This window comes from Exiguobacterium sp. MH3 (assembly GCF_000496635.1).
Lineage (GTDB): Bacteria > Bacillota > Bacilli > Exiguobacteriales > Exiguobacteriaceae > Exiguobacterium_A > Exiguobacterium_A indicum.
The window spans coordinates 1143335-1165893 of the sequence record NC_022794.1 but is presented as its reverse complement, the minus strand read 5'-3'; the positions used below and the strand labels follow the sequence as shown (position 1 = coordinate 1165893).

Annotated in this window: 21 protein-coding genes; 5 read left to right on the top strand and 16 right to left on the bottom strand. The window is 47.5% G+C overall.

Going from position 1 to position 22559, the window contains the following annotated elements; all coding sequences use genetic code 11:
• Window positions 1-1672 precede the first annotated feature (1672 nt).
• Window positions 1673-2242 carry a hypothetical protein gene (locus tag U719_RS05840; RefSeq protein WP_023467818.1) on the top strand — a complete coding sequence of 190 codons (570 nt, stop codon included), beginning with the start codon at window positions 1673-1675 and terminating at the stop codon, window positions 2240-2242.
• 147 nt (window positions 2243-2389) lie between these two features.
• Here U719_RS05840 and U719_RS05835 read toward each other — a convergent pair whose 3' ends face one another.
• From U719_RS05835 to U719_RS05820, 4 genes are all read right to left on the bottom strand, one after another.
• On the bottom strand, window positions 2390-2650 hold the full coding sequence (locus U719_RS05835) for a hypothetical protein (protein ID WP_023467817.1): 261 nt from the start codon (window positions 2648-2650) through the stop codon (window positions 2390-2392).
• A gap of 21 nt (window positions 2651-2671) precedes the next feature.
• Complete coding sequence (gene rpiA, locus U719_RS05830) at window positions 2672-3370, bottom strand: ribose-5-phosphate isomerase RpiA (RefSeq protein WP_023467816.1); 699 nt, start codon at window positions 3368-3370, stop codon at window positions 2672-2674.
• Between the two features lie 42 nt (window positions 3371-3412).
• Window positions 3413-5137: a M3 family oligoendopeptidase gene (locus U719_RS05825; protein WP_023467815.1), complete on the bottom strand. Its 1725-nt coding sequence runs from the start codon at window positions 5135-5137 to the stop codon at window positions 3413-3415.
• 118 nt (window positions 5138-5255) lie between these two features.
• The gene (locus tag U719_RS05820) at window positions 5256-5903 is read right to left on the bottom strand and encodes a hemolysin III family protein (protein ID WP_023467814.1); all 648 of its coding nucleotides are present in this window, start codon (window positions 5901-5903) and stop codon (window positions 5256-5258) included.
• 112 nt (window positions 5904-6015) lie between these two features.
• Here U719_RS05820 and U719_RS05815 point away from each other — a divergent pair, with 112 nt between their 5' ends.
• Both U719_RS05815 and U719_RS05810 read left to right on the top strand, forming a co-directional pair.
• Entirely contained in the window at window positions 6016-6531 is a 516-nt protein-coding gene (locus U719_RS05815) for a DUF1836 domain-containing protein (RefSeq protein ID WP_023467813.1), read from the top strand.
• Between the two features lie 54 nt (window positions 6532-6585).
• On the top strand, window positions 6586-7551 hold the full coding sequence (locus U719_RS05810; protein ID WP_023467812.1) for a DUF4003 family protein: 966 nt from the start codon (window positions 6586-6588) through the stop codon (window positions 7549-7551).
• 72 nt (window positions 7552-7623) lie between these two features.
• Here U719_RS05810 and U719_RS05805 read toward each other — a convergent pair whose 3' ends face one another.
• The 4 genes from U719_RS05805 to U719_RS05790 all read right to left on the bottom strand — a co-directional run bounded on the left by U719_RS05805 (window position 7624) and on the right by U719_RS05790 (window position 11903).
• On the bottom strand, window positions 7624-7905 hold the full coding sequence (locus U719_RS05805; RefSeq protein ID WP_023467811.1) for a hypothetical protein: 282 nt from the start codon (window positions 7903-7905) through the stop codon (window positions 7624-7626).
• A gap of 61 nt (window positions 7906-7966) precedes the next feature.
• Window positions 7967-9721, bottom strand: coding sequence for an EAL domain-containing protein (locus tag U719_RS05800; protein ID WP_023467810.1), 1755 nt, complete (start codon window positions 9719-9721; stop codon window positions 7967-7969).
• Between the two features lie 32 nt (window positions 9722-9753).
• Window positions 9754-11388: an ATP-binding protein gene (locus U719_RS05795; RefSeq protein WP_023467809.1), complete on the bottom strand. Its 1635-nt coding sequence runs from the start codon at window positions 11386-11388 to the stop codon at window positions 9754-9756.
• Window positions 11389-11471: 83 nt separating this feature from the next.
• Window positions 11472-11903, bottom strand: coding sequence for a YaiI/YqxD family protein (locus U719_RS05790; RefSeq protein WP_041255052.1), 432 nt, complete (start codon window positions 11901-11903; stop codon window positions 11472-11474).
• Between the two features lie 124 nt (window positions 11904-12027).
• Between U719_RS05790 and U719_RS05785 the strand changes: the two genes are divergently transcribed.
• Both U719_RS05785 and U719_RS05780 read left to right on the top strand, forming a co-directional pair.
• Window positions 12028-13773, top strand: a complete 1746-nt coding sequence (locus U719_RS05785) for an ABC transporter ATP-binding protein (protein ID WP_023467808.1) — start codon at window positions 12028-12030, stop codon at window positions 13771-13773.
• Window positions 13770-14651: an NAD(P)-dependent oxidoreductase gene (locus U719_RS05780; protein ID WP_023467807.1), complete on the top strand. Its 882-nt coding sequence runs from the start codon at window positions 13770-13772 to the stop codon at window positions 14649-14651. The genes U719_RS05785 and U719_RS05780 overlap by 4 nt, the downstream gene beginning before the upstream one ends.
• Before the next feature lie 51 nt (window positions 14652-14702).
• On the opposite strand, the gene U719_RS05775 is transcribed toward U719_RS05780, so the two are convergent.
• The 8 genes from U719_RS05775 to U719_RS05740 form a co-directional block, all read right to left on the bottom strand.
• The gene (locus U719_RS05775; RefSeq protein ID WP_023467806.1) at window positions 14703-15338 is read right to left on the bottom strand and encodes a DUF975 family protein; all 636 of its coding nucleotides are present in this window, start codon (window positions 15336-15338) and stop codon (window positions 14703-14705) included.
• 186 nt (window positions 15339-15524) lie between these two features.
• Entirely contained in the window at window positions 15525-16187 is a 663-nt protein-coding gene (locus U719_RS05770) for a copper homeostasis protein CutC (protein ID WP_023467805.1), read from the bottom strand.
• Window positions 16188-16212: 25 nt separating this feature from the next.
• Window positions 16213-16977: a DeoR/GlpR family DNA-binding transcription regulator gene (locus tag U719_RS05765; RefSeq protein ID WP_023467804.1), complete on the bottom strand. Its 765-nt coding sequence runs from the start codon at window positions 16975-16977 to the stop codon at window positions 16213-16215.
• Between the two features lie 191 nt (window positions 16978-17168).
• Complete coding sequence (gene plsY, locus U719_RS05760; RefSeq protein WP_023467803.1) at window positions 17169-17783, bottom strand: glycerol-3-phosphate 1-O-acyltransferase PlsY; 615 nt, start codon at window positions 17781-17783, stop codon at window positions 17169-17171.
• A 17-nt stretch (window positions 17784-17800) separates the two neighbouring features.
• Window positions 17801-18832 carry a D-alanyl-D-alanine carboxypeptidase family protein gene (locus tag U719_RS05755; protein WP_023467802.1) on the bottom strand — a complete coding sequence of 344 codons (1032 nt, stop codon included), beginning with the start codon at window positions 18830-18832 and terminating at the stop codon, window positions 17801-17803.
• Between the two features lie 235 nt (window positions 18833-19067).
• The gene (locus tag U719_RS05750; protein ID WP_023467801.1) at window positions 19068-19505 is read right to left on the bottom strand and encodes a thioesterase family protein; all 438 of its coding nucleotides are present in this window, start codon (window positions 19503-19505) and stop codon (window positions 19068-19070) included.
• A 12-nt stretch (window positions 19506-19517) separates the two neighbouring features.
• On the bottom strand, window positions 19518-21761 hold the full coding sequence (locus U719_RS05745) for an AAA family ATPase (protein WP_023467800.1): 2244 nt from the start codon (window positions 21759-21761) through the stop codon (window positions 19518-19520).
• 76 nt (window positions 21762-21837) lie between these two features.
• Window positions 21838-22545 carry a hypothetical protein gene (locus U719_RS05740; RefSeq protein ID WP_023467799.1) on the bottom strand — a complete coding sequence of 236 codons (708 nt, stop codon included), beginning with the start codon at window positions 22543-22545 and terminating at the stop codon, window positions 21838-21840.
• Window positions 22546-22559: the final 14 nt, after the last annotated feature.

The window sequence follows — 22559 nt, the reverse complement described above, 5'->3', positions numbered from 1 at the left end:
CTTTCAAATTGCTACTTTTTCAATCTTTCATCGACTTTTGATCCACGACAAGAAATTTAGAAACTATTACAAAAAATGGATACGTTAATACAATGGTGATTAAAATGAAGCCTAAACCAGGGCTTGGCATGTCTCCTTCATTCGTGACTGGAATAATCCTACTTATGAGATATGTGAATAAAACAAAGTAGACGAACCAGGAAAGACAGATGATTCGTTCAAACGACTTATGTAGAGTGGACGTGAAGGTGATCCGTCTAATTAAAAATGGAATACTGATTAGAGTGATGCATCCGATCATGATATTCAGAGTCCAAAACATACTTGAAGACATATCAGTAAGTCTTATGATTCGATTGATATTTAGCATGAATTGTAATGGAACGAATAAAGCGATGGCATATAAAAAGCTAGCTATGTTGATGTTTAAAAAGGTTTTCATTCAATGAATCCCCTTTCGAAAACAATGTTTTTCCTTGAATCATGATTGATACAATCCACATCTTACCAGACCGTGCTTTAGGAAAAGAGATTTTGAGTGCTGTTTTTCACTTTTTTTAATATTTAAAGTAAGATAGTTCTCTTTTAAATCGTGGTCAAGACTCTTCCTTTGTACGTCTATTAAATGACACACTTCTAATGTGTCGTTCAATAAACTAGAATCCTTAGATGTCCACGGGATGAAAATGATATATTAATTAAAGACTGCATCTTATATCGTTGTACCTAAAATGTTCTCTAACACTCCATTTTATTAATATCAATGAAATCTAACTAAGGGAGACAGTATGAGCGAAATATTAATGTATACCAATCTTGCTATTGCAGGTCTCACGATCCTTCTTTTCTTTACAAAAAAAGTAGAGCAACCAAATTTTCGAGTCCTAGTAATTGGTGTCAATCTATCTATTGTTATAGTAAGTATTGTGCTTTTTATACTTAAAGATAGTGCCACATATGGCACGTTTGTAAAAACACTCTCGATTAGTATCTATATGATATTATTTGTAACCTATGACCTCGCAACTAATCGACTTAGAAACATATTAATCTGGTCTTTCCTAGTATGTGCGACTGTACTCATCTCCGGGCTTTTATTAGAGTAAAACAATAGCGTTAAAATGACCTGATGTAGCAATCAGGTCATTTTAACGCTATTGAGATGAATGTTTCGAGTAAAGAACGAATTCAATATGTACAGTACATGATTAGCTTTTCAAACATCATTGTAATGGATAGATACGTAAAATGATTTACGGAGTAATCATCACCATAACGGAAAAACATACAACAGCCGCTAAAATAGCACCTGTTATCATTTTGAAAACAAATGCCCAGTAAGATAACGATTGTCTGTTATACCGATCCAACTCCCGGATAGGTAAATTAAGTACGAGCAGAATAACTCCAAATGTTAAAATCATAAAAATATTTGTGTTGAGTTCATAGCGACCAATTAGCATTGTCGTGATAAACAGTATAAAACAAGCAATATAACATCGTATTAATAGTCCTTTATTCACATATCTACCTCACGGATCAGCATGATTATTTCCTTTTCCATACTATACATTATAGATTCTATACGTAAGCTTTATTATTTTCGAACAAAAAAGCCTCAACCTGATATAACACATCACCATTTCAACTAAATATACGCAAGGAGAAATGAATGAAAATTAAGCTGCAAACATTAAATGATATCGAAACCAATCAATGCATACCGATTAAATCTAATAGTTCTTTTCCTGAAGATTATTACGCGGATTTTTTAGGAAACATGGATGAAACATCGCTACGGTTCATTTCGAAAAAAATGCAAATCAATATGTTGTATTTCTACATGAGATTTCATTATTTTATCGAGGAAAATGTCACAGAATACTGCCAAGATCAGAATTTATCTATCCACTGGCTAGGTGAAGGAGATAGCTATAAATTCGCTAAAATAGACGTTGATAGCATTCAAAAATTTAAAAAATGTTTTTTCTTAATCAATATAATCACTGAACGCATGGGAGATATCACTTTATTTTCGGTAGGCGATAATTTAGAGATTCCGAGTGGTGAAGCCCTTATAACAGATGGTAGATTTTTTATAACTGAGAACAGCGAAAGGGAATGTGTTACAGTTCTTATTTCGGAAGACGTATATGGCACATTCCGCTTGATGTCTAATGATCCGATGTATACCCCAAAATCCTTACAAGAGAAGTTAGATGAATTGATTTTCTTTGTTTAAAGAGCTACTAATTCATTAAAAAAACTTTTATATTCTAAAAAACTTTTTCTAAATATACAGCTATGTTATTGCAACTACAATTAAAACGGCTAGAGCCCGTTCAAATCCTGGACTCAAGCCGTTTAAATACCTAATAGCTAATTGCTGTTATTTTTCAAGCTCCTCTAGCTCCGTTCGCGAACGTGGAAAACCATTCGCTTGCCACTCCGACCGATAGATCGAATCCAGTTTCGTCAATCCGACCTCATCCGGGTCTTTCGTAGCATCTGGACTCGGATCCTGATCGAGATGCGCTAAATAGTCTCGTAACGCATCGGTCTGTGTGCTCTGTTCCCGCTTCCTGAACAACAGTAGACTCGCACCGGCAATGACACCCGCTCCGAATAAATATCGTTTTTTCAAGCCCATACGGTTTCCTTCTTTCTTTCCTTAAACCAACCCACCACCGTCACGCAGTCGTGGATGCGCGATACGTTTGACCTTGCCCTCTTCGACCGTCAGCACATGATCGGGCTGTCGCTCGAAGTAACCGGTCTCGAGTACACCCGACCAGCTCTTCACTTCTTTTGCGAATACTCGGACGTCCGAGATGGCTGATACATCGACGTCAAGAATCACGTGACCTCCATCTGTAACGAAGGGACGATCGTCTTTCACGCGTAGCGTTGCTAAGACATGCTTATCACGCAACCGTTGCCGCACATACGGTAACGCAAACGGATCCAGTTCGACCGGTAACGGTCCGCTTAAATGATGGACGAACTTCGAGGAATCGGTCAGATAGAGCAATTCTCGACTCATCAGTGCGACGATTTTCTCGCGAAATAGTGCACCGCCACCACCTTTGATTGTTTGGAAGTGTCCGTCAATTTGATCGATTCCATCGATCGTCACATCGATTTCCATTCCCTCTTCCAAGTCGATCAACGGAATGTGTAACTGTTCCGCGAGTCGGACCGTCGCAAGTGACGTTGCCACGCCTTGAATCTGTAGTCCCGCCTGCACAAGTGGACCGAGCGCCTCGATGAACCGTTCCGTCGTCGAACCCGTCCCAAGACCCACTATCATCCCATCTTTCACGTAAGTTAGTGCTTCCTCAGCGACTAATTGTTTCTCCTGTTCATACATCCGCATCCCTCCCTACATTTCTGTTCCCGTTTCGATTCGTCTTCAATCGACGGAGAGAGAGGATTCCGTTAACGTCAGGTACTGCTTAATTGCCTGGACGAGCGGTTGCTGAGCTTCCATCCAAAACGCGACAGATGTCGGATCAGCGCCGAGATGACGTGTAACGATCTCATCAATCGTCGCTTGACCGGAATCATGCATGACGGCTTCAAAGACTGCCGAAAATTGACTCGGATCCGCTTGAACCGTCTGATACAGACTATTGCTGAGCAGATAACCGATCGTGTAGGGAATGTTGTAGAACGCAAGATTCGGATTGAACAAGTGACTGATGTACATCCATTTATAGCGCGCCGGTTCAGGCAATACTGGACCATAGGCTAACCGTTCTTCCTCTTGCAGGAGTTCACTTAACCGTTCGGCACTGACCGTCCCTTGCTGACGTTCCGCATAAAACCGTTGCTCGAACCGGAACATCCCGGGAACGATGCTGGCATATTTCAGCCCTTCTCGGATCTTGACTTCAAGCAGAGCAAGCACTTCCTCCCGTTCCGTCGTCTCTTTGATGGCAGCATCGAGGACGAGATTCTCCATGAACGTCGAAGCCGTCTCCGCAATGCTCGTTCCTTTGACTTGATTTAAATACGGTTCGTCTTGCAGTAAATAATTATGATAGGCATGACCAAATTCATGAGCGAGCGTCGCGACGTCCGGATAACTGTCGCGGTACGTCATGAAGATTCGGCTCTCCTTGGCAATCGGAAAGGCAGCGCAGAATCCGCCCTCTGCTTTTCCAGGACGATTCTCTGCATCGACCCATCCCTCACTAAACACGTTTTCCGCAAAGGCGCCGAGCTGCGGATTCAATCGTTTGAATTGTGTCGTGACGATGGTCTCTGCCATCTCAAACGGAACGTGACGCGTGGACCGATAGGTGTTCGTCTCAAAATCATGCCATTCTCCCGTCACCCGCTCCGCCTGGGCAATCTTGCGAGCGTAATAGGCGTGAAAGAGGTCGCGGTGTTGATCAAGTGCTTCCATCATCGCTGTTAGGCTCGCTTCCGAGATTCGGTTCTGCTCAAGCAACTCGGTCAATGGTTGCTTCCAGTTCCGCATCTTGTAGGATTGCAATCTGAAGCCGGCAATCCGGTTCAGAATCGTCGCAAACAGGTCAGCTTCTTGTGCACACGTGGTGTCAACTGCTGTCGCTGCCGCTAAACGAGCCGAACGGTCAGGTGCGAACATCGCTTCGTGTAGCCCTTGACCGATCGTGACCTGCTTATTATCCAAGTCGACGCGTAATGCCATGAAACGCTGTTTGTAAAGCTGTCCCCAGCCTTGGAACCCATCCACACCGAGATCCTGCAACAATTGTTCCTGCACTAGTGGTGCACGACGCGACTGGATGTCACGGCGTTCGTTCAAGAAAAAGACGTACGGTGAACCCGTGACGAGCTCCTCCCACTCTTCTTGTGACAGTGCAGCGATCTTCGTATCGAGTGCTGCTGCCTCACTGCGCACCATCGCTTGTACGATTTCAATCTCTTCGAGCAATGGATGGACTTCTGAGCGCGTGACATCTTCAGCGTACAGACAATAAATGAAGTCGCTCCATTCCTCGACGTCGCGCGCGACTTGCTGATAACGCTCGACTTGTTCTGCCACATTAGCCGGATGTTTCGTCAACGCGGCTTGTATCGTAGCAATTCCTGCTTTGACATCGTTAATCGTGTAGAGTTTTTCTAATTGCCATCGTGTGTGTTTCATGCTTTTCCCCCTATGCGTGATCTATTCGTTCTTTCATTCGTGAGGACACTCGACTTCTCCTGTATTTTCCATCAGACAGAAAAAAACTCCTTCAGCCATTGACTGAAGGAGGACATCCTCATAAGACGAAGAAGTAGACACATAGGAAGTGCGCTAAGCTACCCAGTAGTACGAAGATATGGAAGATTTCATGAAATCCAAGATGTTTGAACGATAAGATCCGTGGCTTCAGCCCATAGATGATGCCACCGATCGTATAGAAGATACCACCAAGGAACAACAATCCGATGCCGAGCGGTGATAAAACTTGCGCAAGTGGTGTGATCGCAAATACCATGATCCAGCCCATTCCGATGTAGAGCGTCGTTGATAACCAACGTGGACTGTTGAACCAAACCAATTTGAAGGTGATTCCAGAGACTGCAATCAACATGACGATGCTGAACAAGACCCAACCAGTCGGACCGTTCAGACTGACGAGACAAAACGGTGCGTAAGACCCGGCAATCAACAGATAAATCATCGAATGATCCAACCGACGCCAGATTGCGATCGCCCGGTCGCTCGCAAGCACCATATGGTAGGTCGCTGAGACGGCATAGAGTGCCATCATACTGACACCAAAAATAATCGCTGCAACGATCGCAAGTGATGCCCCCCGTTCTAACGATGCCTTGATGACAAGTGCCAGTAACCCGACAAAAGCAAAGACAGCCCCTCCAAGATGCGTTAATCCATTAATCGGTTCTCTCATATAAGCTTTCATTTTCGTTCCTCCCCTGATATGTAGTTTCGAATACTACGTGGCGTTATATACGTATTCTATCATATGATGGAGAAGTAGAAAGTCCTATTTTAGCGATTTTGGAGGTTTTTTTATGACACATGCTGACGACACGAGACACGATCGTCAATTACAGCTCGAAGATATCCCGAATATCGATCTCTATATGGATCAAGTCATCCAACTGTTCGAGCGGACATTCGAGGAAACGACGCGAAGTACAGATGAGACGATTTTGACGAAGACGATGATCAACAATTATGCCAAAAAGAAATTATTCTTTCCGGTCACGAATAAAAAGTATACGAAGGAACACTTGATTCTGATCAGCTTGATTTATCAATTGAAAAGTTCGTTTTCGATCAATGATATCAAAACGATTCTCGCGCCCTTGAACGAAGGGATCGAACAGGATCAACTCGATCTTGAAGGATTTTACCGTGACTATCTCATGTTAGCAGAGCAAAATACATCTCGCTTCGTAACGGAACAAGAGGCTTTGACCGCCTCGACGACCGACCCACTGGAACAGATCTTAGCGATGGCTCATATGAGTAACTTGTACCGGCGCGCAGCAGAACAATTGATTGACACCCAACTGAAAAAATAAGAGAACGCTTTCACTGCGTGATACACTAGAAGAAAAGGCAGAGGAGGAACAGTCATGGAGATCGCGACGACTTTCTTGCGACAGCTGGATCACATCGGACCAGAATTCAGAACCTATCAGGATGGTATTCTCATCGAACTGGCATTCGACCGAACGATCGGAACGGAGCAGGTTTCCGCAAGTGTGTTGCTTGAGACAGCAGATGACTTGAAAATACGCTTGCATACACAAACCACCCAGGCATTATTACTTGCTTCGAAGATTCATGCCTTTGACGCCCACACACCGAGTCGGATTGCTGAGATGATGTCGATTCATGGCTATTTTAAATCGCATCGATTGTCGCATCCCTTGAATGCCTATTCTACTGCCCTGTTCATCAGCCGTCTTACTCCGCAGGACGTGGTACTTGAACGAACGGTACAATTATACACACGCCTCAAAAAACAACATCGGTTCATCGTGTCACCGCTATTGATTTCTTTCGTCTATTTTCACGCTACGACACGCGGTGAGTTAGACGAGCTCGCCTCGCGTATCGAAACGGTCTATCAACGACTCAAACGGCGATTCGGACGCGCTCAACAGACGTATGTCGTCGCCTTGATATTCGCTTTATTGCCTGAAGACGATTGGGATCGCTATATCGCACAAGTGGAGGCATCCCGTAAGATACATCGTAAACACCATGTTCCGCTGTCGTTTCACGGTATGCTTGCGTTACTCGGTGATCCAAATGTTCACGCTTCGTCACTCGAACGGATGGCAGAGGCGTTACGCTCCGATTTACATTTTAAGTACCGGAAAGACTTAGTCTATTTGACAGCAATCCGATTGTATTTAAGTCAACAAACAATCCTGCAACAACTCTTCCCATCTTCGATTCTCCCACCGGACGGCGCCGACGCGATTCCGTTCTTACTCTTCCCTGTTGATTTGACCGATACGTCCCATGCGACAGACGGCGGGATCGACGGAGGATTTGATGGTGGTGGTGACGGCGGCGGGGGTGGCGAGTAATCTTTTACTCCATCAAAAAAAGGCAATCGGTATCCGGCATTTCTGCCGGACATCGATTGCCTTTCATTTTAGTTATTCCTTATCTTGTTGGTTGTCATCATCAGACGGCTGGACATCCCCATCTTCATCTGAAGCATGGGACAAATCGGGTGCCTCTTCACTCGAAGCATCGTTGTCTGGTCGTTCTGTTTTCTCAGCATCTTGTTCTTGCTCTTGATGCTTCGATTCTTTTTCATCCTTCGATTTTTCCGGAACCTCCGCATGGTTCTGCGGATCACGCCCCGCAATCTCATCCTTCGTCATTCGGTTACCTGAAGTAATCGGATCCGTTTCTTTATCGTGTTGATCAGCCATTTGGCATCCCCCTTAAAATGTACTTGTTCCACCTTTTAAGGTATTCCCGACTGAAGAACGGTTAAACCTCAGCACGCCCTCGTATGATGTCCTCGACGAGCAGTTGATCGATCGGTTGAGGATGATGAACCTCGTATCCTTGTACATACAACAACTCATCTAACGTTTGAATGTGCTGCAGCTGAGACGGCGTTTCGACTTCCTGAATCACGAGCGCGATGTTCAACGTCGACGTCAAGGAATGAACAGAGCGAATCATCGAGCGTTCCAGCTGATTTTGAACGAGTCGACGCGTAAAGATTGGATCGAGTTTGACCGCTTGAACAGGCAGGCGTAACAACGAATTGAGTGACGCATAATGACTACCGAAGTGATCGACGGTCAGACGATAGCCTGCTTGGCGTAACTGTTCCAAGCGTTTGATCGCAAAACGACGACGTGTTTGCAGTACTTCCTCACGAATTTCTAGAATGAGACGCTCATTCGGGAAGTAAGACTCTTCTGTTAGTCGAATTAACTCGGAAAAGAGTTGATCCGACTCGAACTGATTTGCCGATAGATTGACAGCGACGGAAATCTTACGACCAAACGTTTCTTCTAGCCGTCGTTGGTCCAAGATGGCCTGACAGATCGTAAATCGACCGATGTCCGGAAAAATCTCCATCTTCTCAGCAATCGGAATGAAATCCGTCGGACTGACAAAGCCAAGCACTGGATGGTTCCAGCGTAAAAGTGCTTCTACCGCGACATAATGTTCTTGTTTGGCATCGACGATCCATTGGTAATAAAGTTCGAACTGCCCCCGTTCCAGTGCATGTGACAGCTCTGATTCAAGGACCGATGCAAACGGGTGTTGCTCCGCATGCCGGTTCGGATTGACGAACGAGGTCCGTCGTTTCCCGTCGTGTTTCACTTGTTGCATCAAGGCTTCCGCTGCATAAATCTGCGTCTGACGACTCGCCATGTCACCCGTCAAGAGACTGACCCCAGACGATGCCGTCACGTGAATCGGTTCGTCCGCGACACCAACAATTGGTTGCTCGATTGCTTCCGTGACGATGCGGGCATAGTCTATTGCATGCTGTTCGAATTCTTGCTCTTGCTCAAGTTCTGCCAATACGACGAACTCATTACCATCCATCCGTCCGACGACATGATTCGGTAACGGTACATATTTTAGACGACTTGCAATTTCACGCAATACTTCATTCCCTATCCGGTAACCGTGCGTAGCATTGATCGCATGAAAACGGTCGAGGTTCAAGACCATCAAGAAAGCTGGATGAATCGTCACACTCGAAATTAAACGATTCATATAGCGTTCGTTATAGACATCTGTCAAAGCGTCTTTGATGACATACGTTTCAACGTTGATTGATTTACTAATGATGTCAGCGTAATGTTCCACAAGTGCAATATCCTGCTCCTTGAAGTCGAATGGTTGATCGTCGAAGGCGCACAACGTCCCGATCTTCTCATTCTCAGCATTCTTGATTGCCACTCCCATGAAACTTCCGTTCCCCAGTGCTTTCGTGACCGGATGATTGACCGTCAATGGATCGTTGAGCAATTCACTGATTGAAACCTTTCCATCCGTTTCATCGACGACCAGCTTACAGAGAACGTGTTGGAAGACATGGGTCGAGCCTTCTTCAATCAATTGTCGCTCTTGATTGATCGCCTTGACGACAAAGTTGCTATATGAATCATTTAATGCAAAAAACAACGTGTTGACGCCGATCCGTTCACTCAGTTTTTCAAGAATCTCTTCGACGAGCGGATGCAATGCTTCATAACGAATGTGTGAATTATTCACCGTGTCTTCCTCCTTTCTCAGTCGATTGTCGGTCATGCGTCGAGCGGGAGTTGAATGATGAATGTACTGCCCTTTCCTTCCGTTGATTGGACGGAAATAGCTCCACCATGATCAAGCACGATCATGCGACAAATCGCGAGTCCTAAGCCGGTTCCACCGATTTTACGTGTATCCGAGTTATCTGCTCGGTAAAACTTATCAAAGATATAAGGTAGGGCTTTCTCTGGTATACCGAGCCCTTCGTCCGAAATCTCAATCCGTAATTGATCCGACTGGTTTGACCCTTTGATCCGGATTGCGCCACCTTCAGGTGAATATTTAATCGCGTTCATGATCAAGTTCGTGAACAGCTGTTTCATCTTTTCACTGCTTGCTGAAATCGTATAGGTGCCTGGATCGAACTGGACACTGATGCGATGCGCGCGACTCGCGAGATCAAACATCGGTTTCATCTCGAACATCAATTGTTTCACATCAAGCGGTTCTTTTTGAGTCCCATGCGTCGAATCTTCTCCTTTTTGAATTTCCAAGATGTCATTGATCAATTCCGCCAAACGAACGGTTTCTGAATGAATCGTCTGCAAATATCGCTTTTGGCGCTTCGGATCCACTTCTCGTTTCATCAATAATTCCGTGAAGCCCATGATGGAAGAGAGCGGTGTCCGCAACTCGTGCGACACGATCGAGACGAATTCTGCCTGCTTAAGATCAAGTTCCTTATCTTTCGTCACGTCCCGTAAGACGAGCATCATGCCCCACTCGACGTTTGCGATCGCAATCCGCTCGGCGTAAGCACTGAGTAGCAAGTTCCCCCGAAACGCTGATAGTTCGATCGTTTCTCCCGGAATATCTCCATTCATCAGTTGACCGATGTAGTCATGGAGTGCGTCTGGCTGATCGACATGTTCAAACAGCGACGTCGCCCGTTCGTAGGCGTGGCGGAATCCTTGCGCTTGATTGACGAGCTTCGGTGGAAACATGTTCAACAAAGCTTGGTTCGCATAGATCTGTTCCCCACTACTCTCGATGTATAGGACAGCTTCCCGAATCGAGTCGAGGAGCTGATACGTCTTGATCTTTTCATGCTCCATCTGATGGAATAATAGATGGCGTTCAAGCGTCATTCCGAGTTTTCGTGATAGATCAAGTAAGTCCCCGACTTGCTCTAGATTGAACTGAGGAAAAGCATGACGTATATAAAGTAACCCGACGACTTGTCCATTACTTGGAGATTGGACGGGAATCGCCGATTCGAACTGATCGCCAATCGGTAATTGAACCGATTTACGCATGACGAACGCCCGACGTAAGACAGAATATTGATCGAGATCTTTTTCGATCAGCTCCATCTCGTCGATGCCTTGCGCGACGAAATGATTCAACTGTTCACGACGGTACAAGAGGATGGCACCTTCTTTTACATCGAGCAGTTGCAACAGGATCGTCAGGACGGTCTCACAGGCCGCTTCGACATTTTGCGTCGCTAACGCTTCCATGATTTCATTGCGTTGCTTCAATTTCAGTTCGACTTCTCGTAAATTCTGTTGTAATCGATTGATTTCACGTTGATCGAGTGATGTGAGTCGTGCCTCAGCTGATGCTGGAACCGTTCCTTGGCGCAATCGGTAAGGACGGTCCTTCGAGTGGTCGCGTAAGATTCGTTTCAACGTGTATCCTCCTTTCAAAATTCATTCCTGTTACAAATTATAGCATGGTCCCTATTTGATCGACAGTTCGAGTACTGTCTTCCTTATATGCTTCTTTGCACTAATGCACGAAATGCCTCTTCAAAGGCCCGGTCCGCATCGCGCGTCCGTTTTTTCGGTCCTTTCGTCCGTCCACCCGCTCGTCGGATTTGTTGTCCGACATGGCGTGTATGAAGCAAAAGATCGATATTCTCGTTCGTAAACTGACGACCGTTTTGGTCGATCGCGAAGCCTCCTCGCGCTAAGACGAGTGCTGCTAAACCGTAGTCTTGGGTCACGACGAGATCGCCGCGTTTCATCCGATTGACGATCGCGTAATCGACGGCATCTGGTCCTTGTCCGACCGTGATCGTCGTCGCCCCCTCCCGCATCACCTGGTGTGCTGTATCACAAACTAAAAAGACGTCACGTCCCTGTCGGTGTCGAACGACGAGATCGACAACGGGACATCCGTCCGCATCTACGAAAATAGACATCTGAATCCTCCCTTGTTGGTTCCACTATCAGTGTCACAAACCAAAAGATTTCTTGTCAAGTCGCGTTTCCCATTTGACCGTTTCTTCGTTCTTTCGGACAATGGAAAAGAGAGGATGTGTTGAAATGAACGCTGCGACGTTCCAATCTTTTTACCTGTTATTGAAAAAAACGAAACCCCCGGTCGGATTATTATCCGCTGCCGTTTCCGTCTCCGTCATCCAAGCGCTGGCTGCACTCGCCATTCCTTGGTTCTTAAAGACGTTGATTGACGGTTTTACAGTCGATCGACTGACTCCGCAGCTGATCAGTTTATTTGTGATCGTCTTCGTCGTCCAAGTCGTCGCAAACGCCTTATCGATCTATTGGTTACAGATCGTCGGTCAACGAATCGTCGCTAATTTGCGGACGCTCCTATGGAAACACCTGTTGACCTTGTCAATTCCGTTCTATGATGAGACGAAATCAGGTGAGCTCGTCTCTCGGCTCAATAGTGACGCTACGACACTCCAGCAATTGCTGTCGGAGCAACTCGTCCGCCTGCTGACATCACTCGTCTCGATCATCGGGGCGATCACGATCCTGTTCTTCCTCGACTGGCAAATGACACTCGTCATGGTCATCGCTGTACCCGTGACGCTATTGATCATCATTCCACTCGTGCGGAAGCTTCATAAGATATCCCGTGAGACTCAGAAGGAACTCGCAGGATTATCCGGTTTTTTTGCCGAGATGCTCGGTGAAGTCCGACTCGTCAAATCGCAAGCGACTGAATCCTATGAGCTCGACCGTGGGAAAACTCGCATTGAGAATCTTTATGGCTATGGCGTCAAGGAAGGACGAATCCAAGCCCTTTTGTTGCCAATTTTTAACGTCACCTTGACGACGATGTTGATCTTGATCATCGGCTTTGGTGCCTACCGCGTCGCGACGAACCAGATCACAGCAGGTGAACTCGTCGCCTTCTCACTCTATTTGTTCCAAATCATGACGCCACTCGTGACGATGACTGAATTCATCACGAAGTTACAGAAGGCTCGCGGGGCGACAGAGCGAATCATCGAGCTTCTCGATGAGACACCGGAAGCACCTGGAGCGCTTGTTGCGCCGCGTCCGTTTACGGACGTCACGGTCGATCACCTATCATTCGGATACAATGAGACGCCCATCCTCCAGGATGTCAGCTTTACGTTACCACGCGGCAAGACGACAGCGATCGTCGGTCCGAGTGGATCCGGGAAGACGACATTATTCGCGATACTGGAGCGATTCTATCAACCGACGTCCGGGCAGATTCGACTCGGAGATCAATCCATCGCTGATTTGACGCTATCGTCTTGGCGCCAAGCGATTGGTTATGTCGCCCAAGACTCACCTGTTTTATCGGGAACGATCCGTGACAATCTTGTCTATGGTCTTGCAGAAGACGTCAGTGAAGACAAAATCCGTGAGGCTGCACGGATGGCGAATGCCGATACGTTCATTGAACGTTTTCCGGAAGGGTATGCGACTGAAATCGGAGAACGGGGCGTCAAGTTGTCTGGTGGTCAACGCCAACGGATTGCGATCGCACGTGCACTCCTCCGAGATCCGGAAATTCTATTGCTGGATGAAGCCACGTCAAGCCTCGACTCCGAGTCCGAGCGGGTCGTTCAGGAAGCACTCGAGCGATTGATGGTCGGACGGACGACGTTCGTTATCGCCCATCGTCTCGCGACAGTTCGTCATGCCGATCAAATCATCGTCCTTGAAGATGGTCGGATTTCCGGCATCGGGACACATGATCGTCTTGTCGTCGACAATCCATTGTATAATAAGCTCGTAACGCAACAATTCATCGGCACGGAACGTGCAAGGGGGAATCACGTATGAAGACAGTCGGTTTCATCGGATTAGGTGTCATGGGACAAGGCATGGTCCGCAATCTGCGCAAGGCAGGTTTTACAGTCAAAGGATACAATCGTACGAAAGAAAAAGGACTTGTCCTTGAAGCGGATGGTGTCGAAATCGTCGATACGATTCAAGACGTCGTCACGGATGTCGACGTCGTCATCTCAATCGTCGGTTATCCGCAAGACGTCGAGCAGATCTACTTCGAAGACGGAATCCTCGATCATGCGGCACCAGGAACGATTCTGATTGACATGACGACATCCAGTCCGGCTCTTGCAGAACGCATCGCGAAGGAAGCGGCAGCACGCGGTCTTCAGGCACTGGACGCACCTGTCACAGGTGGTGACCTCGGTGCGAAGAACGGGACACTCGCTATTCTCGTCGGTGGTGAAGAAGCAGCGTTCGCGCAAGCGAAGCCATTATTCGAAGCGATGGGAAAATCGATTTCACTCTTCGGTGGTCCTGGTAAAGGACAATCAGCGAAACTCGCGAACCAAATCGCGATTGCCGGCTCGATGATCGGAACAGCGGAGATGCTGTTGTTCGTCACGCGGTCCGGGATTGACCCGACGCAATTCATCGAGACGATCAAATCTGGTTCTGCCGGTAGCTGGAGTCTTGAGAACTTGATTCCGCGCGTCATCGCTGAAAACTACTCACCTGGTTTCTTCGTCAAGCACTTCATCAAGGATATGCGTCTTGCCCTCGAACGCGGCGCTGAGATGGGCATTGCGACACCTGGTCTTGCACTGACGAAGGATTTATATGAACAACTTGCTGAGCTGGGTCATGCCGATTCCGGTACACAAGCGCTTTATCTGTTGCTCGCCGAACGTTCACGCGCTTCGGTAGAATGAGCAAAAGCCTGTACGCTACGTCTACTGACGTAATGTACAGGCTTTTTTCGTTCATCCCTCGACGGATGATTGACGTGTTGGTTTCAAGCGTTCATAGAAGTGTGCCATCGTCGTATCGAAGTATGGCGTCAAGAAGATGACCCCCACAGTACTAAGTAGTGCGAGGATACCCCAGCCGATGAAACTCAGGTAAAGCATGATCAGTTCACGCTTATGCCCTTTCATCATCCGACGACTCTCACCGAGTACTTGCCAAAACGACAATTCCGGTCGGTCGACCAAAATGTACGGAACGAGGCGATACGCTAGATAAAAGTACAATGCCGGTAAAATCAAAAATGATCCGACATAGACCAATACCGTCACGATCGCGTAAGCGGCAATCGTCCGGAAAGCACGTCGAAACGAAGAAAATCCTTCGAATAACGTTCCGATGCCAGCAGATTCCCCGCGTGTGAAGCGTAAGTAAGCAATCGTTCGTCCGACCGTCACCGGAGCAAGGACGATCGTTACGACCATGTTCAGTCCGATGAAACGGACCATGCTGTCGATGTCATCTTGGTCAAAGGACATCCGGCTCGCTGCAAGCGCAAAGATAAGGAAGTAGATGATCGAGATGCTTAGCCCGACCAGCCAGCGTCCTTTTAGTGTACCCAGGGCGTCTTGTTTTAATTGTTTTGGTATCATGTCGTACTCCTTCATTTCCACTATTTCCATCTTTGATTCTAGCGTAGTCCCGTTGAAAAACCTAGTTATCCCGCTCTGCTTTTCAATCGCGTCACGGAATCGTCGAAAATCCGTCACGAAGACATACAAAAAAATCCATTTCCCTCATCTCATCAGATTCGAAAAATGGATTCGTGCGGTATAGGATTAGCCGAGAAGTCGCGTCAATGCTTCAACACGTTCTTTTTGAATGATACCGTCTTGTAAGACCGCGGATCCCACATGTAGTTCCGATGCCTTCGTCGCTTCAAGAAGCGTTTCCGCATTCTCAAGCGTAATCCCGGACCCTGGTAAGATGATCAGATCCGGATGTTCCTCAATCAAGCGCGCAATCGTCTCTTTACCTTCTAATGCCGTCGCTTGACCACCCGACGTCAAGATCCGGTCGACTTCTGGAAAATCAGCGAGCACTTCTGCCGCTTCGAGAATATCGCGACTACTGTCGATCGCCCGGTGGAACGTCAATGACAGTTCCCCTTTATGTTTGATGATTCGACCAAGGAAGCCTTCGTCGACACGACCGTCTGCGGTCAATGAGCCGACGACGATCCCGGCAGCACCGAGTTCACGGATCAAGTCGATATCCGTGATGATCGTCTCTTCGTCTGATTTCGAATAGACGAACGATTTGCTGTGCGGTCGCACGAGGACGTGAACTGGAATCTCGACCGTCGAGACGACTTGACGAATCAGTCCATAGCTCGGCGTCAATCCACCTTCGGATAATGCGGAAACGAGCTCGATCCGGTCCGCTCCGGCTTGTTCTGCTGCGACCGCTTCTTCTACAGTCGATGCGATGATTTCTAACATGATGCATCCCTCCCGCATCAGTGTATCATGAGACGACCATCCAGTTCACGCGTTCGTTGAACAGTTTCATTTCCCACGATGGTGGATAGGAGGCTGGACTGAGAACGATCTTCGCACGGCGGAACTCTGCCACCTTATATTTACGATTGCCTTGGAATTCATCATTTGCCAAAAAGGCATAGACGTCCTTCGTACAGCTGATGACGGCTTTTTGGATGAGTGACGACTCGATATCATCACTGACGAATCCCCGTTCGATTTCGGCACCGTCAAACGATAGAAAACAGGCATCAAAAGCGTAAGCATCGAGCGCCTGCAAGACTTCGACTCCGACCGTCTGCCCGTAGGCATCGACTGTCCCACCGAGTAATCGAATTTCACCTTTGAACGGTCCCGTCTTACGGCACTGCTCCAAGTGACTAGCGACCATCAGTGAGTTCGTAACGATTGTCGCGTTCCCCGTTAAATACGGCAACAGATGCTCGACCGGCTCGCCTCGCCCAAGAAAGATACAGGAATAATCGCTGAGCCATCCTTTCGCATAACGCGCTAAACGGCGAGACAACTGATCCGTCCGACGTGAGATCGGTGTCTCTCGTTTTCCTCCTTGATAAATCGCTCCCCCATACACGCGTTTTAGCTGACGTTCCCGTTCTAGCTCCTCTAAGTAGCGTCGTACCGTTTCTCCCGAGACATCGAGACGTTCGATCAAATCCTTCGTCATGACTTTCCCTTCCTCTTCCAGCCATTCCATGATGCGTGATTTCCGCTCTTCTCCTAACAACGACACGTGCGCTTCCCCCTTCACAGACAAGTTCTAGTTCTAGTGTATCGAACGTCTGTAAAGGTCTTGTAAATCCGATGTAAATAAACGTGTAGTTCCTATGAAATGTCGTTGAATTCGTCCGTTATCCGACTTTTTTCACAAACAAAAGACGCATCCGCATCTCAATGAACGAGATGCAGATGCGCCTTAATGACTCATTCAGACGATTTCTTTGCAAAGAGTGGAATCTTAGATTCTGTTCCTTGGCGAATCCGTTGGATGTTCTCGCGATGCTTGAAGATGACGAACAAGGCAAGAACCGTAAAGAACGTCGGAACGATCCAGTCGTTCGTCAAGACTCCAATCGTGATGGAAACAACGATTCCGACACTTGCCGCCACGATTGAACTGAGCGACACCATCCGGCTCAGACGGAGTGTCGTCAAAAAGGAGACGAGCAGGAAGACGAACAGAACAGGGCTTGTCACGAGCAACATCCCTCCGGACGTTGCAACTGCCTTTCCACCTTTGAACTTCGCGAAGATCGGATAGATGTGACCGACGACAGCTGCTAGTCCAGCAAACAACGGATGTACATCCGCTCCCATTAAGATCGGAACGAGACTTGCGACAGCTCCTTTTCCGAGATCACCAATCAATACGATGATTCCTGCCTTTTTCCCTAAGACACGAAACGTATTCGTCGTCCCGAGATTCCCACTACCATGTTGGCGAATATCGATTCCATGTCCCCACTTCCCTACAAGGAGTGCGAACGGAATCGAACCAAGCAGATAGCCAAGAACTAAAATCCCTATGATTTCAATCATAGTCAACCTCCAACCTCTTAGTGACCGACTTTCATATATTCCTCAAGAGTCTGTCCGTTATTTTTAATTTGTGTCGCGACATCGACACCGACATAACGAATGTGCCATGGCTCATACGTATAGCCTGTCCGTGATTGGAAGCCACGATCGTAGCGCACGATGAAACCATATTTGGCTGCGTTATTCGCGATCCATTTTCCTTCTTTCGTATCACCAAGGGCAGCCGTCAATCCGTTACCAACGCTTGGTGCCGAAATATCAAAAGCAAGACCTGTTTGGTGCTCACTGTTACCAGGGCGAGCTGAATATTGATCAGCAGCAGCCTTGCCATCACGTGCAACATAATTATTATACAATACTTTTTGACGTTCGCCTGAACGGAATCCACTAACAGCGTTCAATGTCACGCCTTCTTTTTTAGCAGCGGCAAACATCTTCTCCATCTGTTTCGCAGCCGGCGCCCGCATGTAGCTTTGCTCGAGCACGCCCGAGTATGAGAAGCTGACGTTCGGGACGACAAGATCCGATGGCTTGTAGTCGATCGGCAAGCCGTATTTCTTATTGACGACGACGAGATTACCCAGTGATAGATTTGCTTTGGCATTTGCTGATTTATCGACGTCCGGTGTTTCATCTTCTGGTTTCGACGGTTTCTCTTGTTCTGGATCCTGAGATGAACTATCCGGTTTATCCGTCGATTCGTCTTTGTTGTCTTCTGTTTTGTTCTCTGAAGCTGGTGTATCGTCTTTTTGTTCTTCTTCTTTTTTCGTCTCATCCGAAGAACCTTGATCTTCTTGCGTTGCCGCGTCAGACGAATTGTCTTCTTGTTTTGCTTCTTCTGACGTATCGTCTTTTGCTGTTTCGTCTGTTTTATTTGTTTCGTCTTTGTTCGTGTCTTTTGCTGTGTCTTCTTTTTTCGTTTCGTCGTTTGATTGTTTTGTCTCATCTGATTTCTGTTCCGTTTTTGTTGTATCATCCGCTTGTTGATCCCCAGGATTACATCCTGCAAGGAGAAGCGCTAACGTACTGACGGTTACGATTTTTTTCATGAGTAAGACCCCTCTTCTTTTTATGCTTCTCTATGTTACCGCTAATCGTTCCATCCGTCGAGTCTACTTCCGACAGATAGAGTAAGTCCCTACCTTACTTCAGCTTCTTTATTTTCGCAAATGATTCTGACTTTGTCATCGGTCGTTAGTACCAAGTGCTAAATTTTACTGTTCAGACTGAAAAAGAAAAAAGCAGAACCGATTCAAAAATCGATTCCGCTTTTGATGTATCTCTTCACGCTTCCGTTAAGAGTGCTGCGTCCGTCTCGCTCATCTTCTCATAAATTTCGTGCCAGTTCGGGAACACCTTCGGCAAGCGAATCGGTCGGAAGTTTTCCTTCTTGACGACGACGTGTGTCGTTTTCGCAGATACCGCAAGCTTCCCGTCCGGATGTTTGACTGTATAGCCATAAATCGTCCGTAGTCCATCGTAATGATCAATCCAAACCGTGACGACCGCTGTATCACCGTACGTCAACGAGCGTTTGTAATCGAGATTGACATTCGTGACAGGGGAGACATAACCCGCATCTTCCATCTCCTTGTAATCAAGACCCAAGGACTGGATTAATTCTGTCCGTGCGAGTTCCAAATAGACGAGATAATTCGAATGATAGACGATGCCCATCATGTCCGTCTCGGCGTAGCGGACAGGTATTTCAATCGTGTGCATGTAGCTTCCCCCTTAAAAATCCTCTTTTTCAAGATAGGACCATTCTGAACCGGACAAGCTAACTTTGTCAATTAATCGCATCGACTGCTTCGCGATCGCCTGTTCGACGATCGTGATCGCCGCCCGTGCGTTTCCGTTCGGAACGACATCAATCTTCTCGGTAAGCGTCAACCGTGCGTCCTCCGTCAGCTCGTATCCGAACCGTGCTGCGTATCCTTCAATGATTTGAATCAACTCGTCTGGCGAATAATTCGGGAAGTGGAACGATCGCTTAAAGCGTGATTTCAGTCCTGGGTTACTCGCAAGCAAAGCGTTCATCTGTTGCTCGTAACCCGCAAGGACGACGACGAGATTGTCTTGATGTTTCGTCATCTCATCCACGAGCGTATCAATCGCTTCCTTCCCGAAGTCGTTCGCTCCACCGTTTAACGCATACGCTTCATCAATGAATAAGACACCACCCAGCGCGTCGCGAATTGCGTCGCGCGTCTTTTGCGCTGTTTGTCCGACGTAACCGGAGACGAGATCCGCCCGGCTGACGACTTTCAGATGTCCGCGTTTCAAATAACCGCATTGTCGTAACACATCAGCATAAAGCTGCGCGACAGTCGTCTTTCCGGTTCCGCTATTGCCGCTAAAGACCGCATGCAATTCGACCGGTAAGACTTTATAACCGGCTTCCCGGCGACGTTTTTGCATCGACAACAGAGCTTCAATCTGTTTGAGTTCATCTTTGAGATCAGACAATCCGACGAGCGAAGCGATCCGCTCCTCAACGGTTGCGTCCGGTTCTTGCACCATCTCGAAGTCTTCTTGTTCGAGTAAGGCAAAGTCTTCGTGACTAGCACTCTCTCCAAGGCTTGATCCCTTCTTGAAGATCGCATCAAGCACGATATTACGGACGGCGCGTCCATTTCCGAAACTGGCGTCAACTCGTTCTCGCTCAAGCCGTCCGAGCAACGCCCGCTCTGCTTGTTCCGTCAAGACGTAATCGTTCGCGGTCGCGATCGACCGTCCGATGGCGAGCAGCTCCTGATCCGTATAGTCGGCGAGTAGATAATGATTTGATTCCGGGAAACGACTCCGCAGTCCAGGGTTCGCCTTCAGGAAATCACGCATCTCTTCTGGGTAACCAGCAAGCACGACCGCAAATCGCCCTGCATATTCCCCACTCGTCATCGCTGCGACGAGCGTATCGATCGCGGCCTGACCATAATCGTTCCCACTTTGTCCGGCACGTTTTAAGGCATAGGCTTCATCGATGAAGAGCACCCCTCCGACGGCTTCGCGGACTTTACTCATGACCTGTTCTTCCGTCTGACCGACGAACGCACCGACAAGCGATGAACGATCCGTCTCGACGACTTCCGGTCGTTCGAGAAGTCCGAGCTCGTGATAGATTTTTGCCATCAAACGGGCAAGCGTCGTCTTTCCGGTTCCGGGGTTACCCATGAAGATCATGTGTAGCGATGGTTGATCGCTTGAACGGTAGCCATCTTCCGATCGTTTTTGTTGATACTTCAAGAAGCGATACATATGATGGACCCGTTGTTTGATGTCTTCGAGACCAATCATCGCGTCGAGTTCTTCGAGTGCTGAGCGTTCGACTTGTTTGCTTTCGACGGGGAGCAAAGCGACGACACGTTTGAGATCCTGGATTGTCGTCGCTTTCAGTTCCGTCATCTCGCGAAACGCTTCTCGGGAATAGAAACGCTCTTGCAAGCTATCGACGAATGTCTGCGCTGTCTGTTCAAGCGTGGCACTCGAACGCAGTAATGCCGTTCCAGCTTCGAACAGTTCCGTCCAGCGACCAGCATCCAATCGACGCAACCGTTCCGTCAGTTCGACGATTTGTTCCGTCTCCTCGACGATTTGGCTTGCTTGGAGAATCAGTTCTTTCGTCGCTGATCGTTTGGCGTTCGCATTGTCCGTCTCGCGAATCGTCGGAAACGTATGCGCAACAAGGCGCTGATACGTACTTTGTAATTGTTGTTCCGTCAACAACTGCTCAAGACGAGCTGGCAAACGACCATGCTGACGGATTTCTTGCATCCAACTCTCAGCTAAGGCATCCAGTCGTCCCGTCATGATATAGCGATGTTCGACGAGTAACGCCAAGATGCGGACGAGTGCTTCCGTCTCTCCAAGCAACCGGCTACTTTGAGCATACCGTAAGGCGAGCACCTCCTCGACCTTCGCGCCCTCTTCCCACGCTTTGATTTGATTGAACATCTCCTCTTTCGAGAATGCTTCCATGTTGAACCTCCTGCGTCTCGAAAAAACCGACTTTGTCCGCTACCGTTTCGTAGCGTCATCGCCGGTCGTTTCTTGTTTATTTTGCTTTTAACCAATCCGGATCGAACGTATCGATCGTTTCAAAACTCTTCATCTTGACAGAGTAGAACAGCTTACCGTTATTACGTGACTCCGCACCGAGTACTTTCGAACGGTCGGAAGCGACATAATACGTTGCTTGTTCTTGGTTGTTTTCTTTATCGAAGATCGATGGATATTGTTTGATCCAGTCTTCTGGTACCGTGCTTGATGGTTCTTTTTTCACGTACACGTCTGCTGCCATTCCAGCGATGTCCGCTTCTCCCTCGACTTGTCCGAAGTCACCTTTGTTGATGAAGGCGAGGATCTGTTCGTTGAAGCCACGTGAGAGGAATGGGCGCGGCGCACTGACACTTTTGCCGGCTTTCGTCTCATTGACTAACTTCCCTGTCGCATCATACTCACGGAACATCGTCCCGTTCCAGATCGCAAGCGATCCTTTTGACGGACCGTCTACGACTTCTGTCCGGAAATGACCTTTGTCATTAAAGACGACTTCATACGTGCGTGATTCAAGTTCATCTTTTTTCGTCGCGAGCTTCTTCTCAACATATTGGATGCGTGTCATCGTATAAAACGGTTTGACCGTCGCGGCTTTTTCATCGCTTGCGGTCTGCGTCTTGTTCAAGAGATAAAAATTGTAGGCAAGGAGGATCGCCATTGCCACGATTGCTACTGCAATCCACGTGCTCGTTCGTTTCGTCATGCCATGTACACCTT

What these genes read in the sequence shown, in the direction of transcription:
- U719_RS05840 (WP_023467818.1), top strand. Translation starts at nt 1,673, where the DNA reads ATGAAAATTAAGCTGCAAACATTAAATGATATCGAAACCAATCAATGC.
- U719_RS05835 (WP_023467817.1), bottom strand. Translation starts at nt 2,650, where the DNA reads ATGGGCTTGAAAAAACGATATTTATTCGGAGCGGGTGTCATTGCCGGT.
- rpiA (WP_023467816.1), bottom strand. Translation starts at nt 3,370, where the DNA reads ATGTATGAACAGGAGAAACAATTAGTCGCTGAGGAAGCACTAACTTAC.
- U719_RS05825 (WP_023467815.1), bottom strand. Translation starts at nt 5,137, where the DNA reads ATGAAACACACACGATGGCAATTAGAAAAACTCTACACGATTAACGAT.
- U719_RS05820 (WP_023467814.1), bottom strand. Translation starts at nt 5,903, where the DNA reads ATGAAAGCTTATATGAGAGAACCGATTAATGGATTAACGCATCTTGGA.
- U719_RS05815 (WP_023467813.1), top strand. Translation starts at nt 6,016, where the DNA reads ATGACACATGCTGACGACACGAGACACGATCGTCAATTACAGCTCGAA.
- U719_RS05810 (WP_023467812.1), top strand. Translation starts at nt 6,586, where the DNA reads ATGGAGATCGCGACGACTTTCTTGCGACAGCTGGATCACATCGGACCA.
- U719_RS05805 (WP_023467811.1), bottom strand. Translation starts at nt 7,905, where the DNA reads ATGGCTGATCAACACGATAAAGAAACGGATCCGATTACTTCAGGTAAC.
- U719_RS05790 (WP_041255052.1), bottom strand. Translation starts at nt 11,903, where the DNA reads ATGTCTATTTTCGTAGATGCGGACGGATGTCCCGTTGTCGATCTCGTC.
- U719_RS05785 (WP_023467808.1), top strand. Translation starts at nt 12,028, where the DNA reads ATGAACGCTGCGACGTTCCAATCTTTTTACCTGTTATTGAAAAAAACG.
- U719_RS05780 (WP_023467807.1), top strand. Translation starts at nt 13,770, where the DNA reads ATGAAGACAGTCGGTTTCATCGGATTAGGTGTCATGGGACAAGGCATG.
- U719_RS05775 (WP_023467806.1), bottom strand. Translation starts at nt 15,338, where the DNA reads ATGATACCAAAACAATTAAAACAAGACGCCCTGGGTACACTAAAAGGA.
- U719_RS05770 (WP_023467805.1), bottom strand. Translation starts at nt 16,187, where the DNA reads ATGTTAGAAATCATCGCATCGACTGTAGAAGAAGCGGTCGCAGCAGAA.
- plsY (WP_023467803.1), bottom strand. Translation starts at nt 17,783, where the DNA reads ATGATTGAAATCATAGGGATTTTAGTTCTTGGCTATCTGCTTGGTTCG.
- U719_RS05755 (WP_023467802.1), bottom strand. Translation starts at nt 18,832, where the DNA reads ATGAAAAAAATCGTAACCGTCAGTACGTTAGCGCTTCTCCTTGCAGGA.
- U719_RS05750 (WP_023467801.1), bottom strand. Translation starts at nt 19,505, where the DNA reads ATGCACACGATTGAAATACCTGTCCGCTACGCCGAGACGGACATGATG.
- U719_RS05745 (WP_023467800.1), bottom strand. Translation starts at nt 21,761, where the DNA reads ATGGAAGCATTCTCGAAAGAGGAGATGTTCAATCAAATCAAAGCGTGG.
- U719_RS05740 (WP_023467799.1), bottom strand. Translation starts at nt 22,545, where the DNA reads ATGACGAAACGAACGAGCACGTGGATTGCAGTAGCAATCGTGGCAATG.